This window comes from Blastopirellula marina (genome assembly GCF_002967715.1).
Taxonomy (GTDB): domain Bacteria; phylum Planctomycetota; class Planctomycetia; order Pirellulales; family Pirellulaceae; genus Bremerella; species Bremerella marina_B.
In genome coordinates, this window is the sequence record NZ_PUIA01000031.1 from 1 (window position 1) to 564 (window position 564).

At 63.8% G+C, this 564-nt stretch carries 1 protein-coding gene; it reads right to left on the reverse strand.

All coding sequences use genetic code 11. The features are described 5' to 3' along the window. Window positions 1-18: 18 nt before the first annotated feature. Window positions 19-564, reverse strand: a 546-nt coding sequence (locus tag C5Y96_RS09800; RefSeq protein WP_105352597.1) for a glycine zipper domain-containing protein, incomplete at its 5' end; no start/stop codon positions are given.

Consider the following 564-nt stretch of genomic DNA (forward strand, 5'->3'; position numbering starts at 1 on the left):
CTCAAACGCCAACTTCCCTTAGCGATGAACCCCGATCGACCACGAAACGCCGGGCGGAGGGCAATGGCGATGATGACGATAACGATAAGGAGGGTGATAACACCACGGATCGTAATAGACTTCTTCGACCACCACCGGCCGGCGATCGACATAACGGACCGGCTGCACCAGCGGCGGCGGATTTTGCAGCGTCGCCAACACCGGATCGCTGACGCCGGCGCTTTTCAGGCCGATCAAGTCTTGCGGCGTGGGCGGAGTCGCGACGCCATGTTTGTTGATATGGGTGATGATGACCTGGTCGCCCAGACCGGCTTGCGACATGGCGACGACATCTTGGAACGTGGTAGCGCCAGCCAATTGGCGCCCCAGGCTTTGCTGAATGATCGCCTGGTTGCGGGCTTCCTGTTCATCGATCGCCGCGCCAGTGGCGGATCCGGCGACCGCGCCCACGCCGGCGCCAATCAGTGCGCCAGCGCCTGCGTTACCGGTCGCGCTGCCGATCGCGGCGCCAGCGACAGCGCCCGTCAAACCGCCGGCGGCGGCCAAGCGATCTTGAGCGTAAGG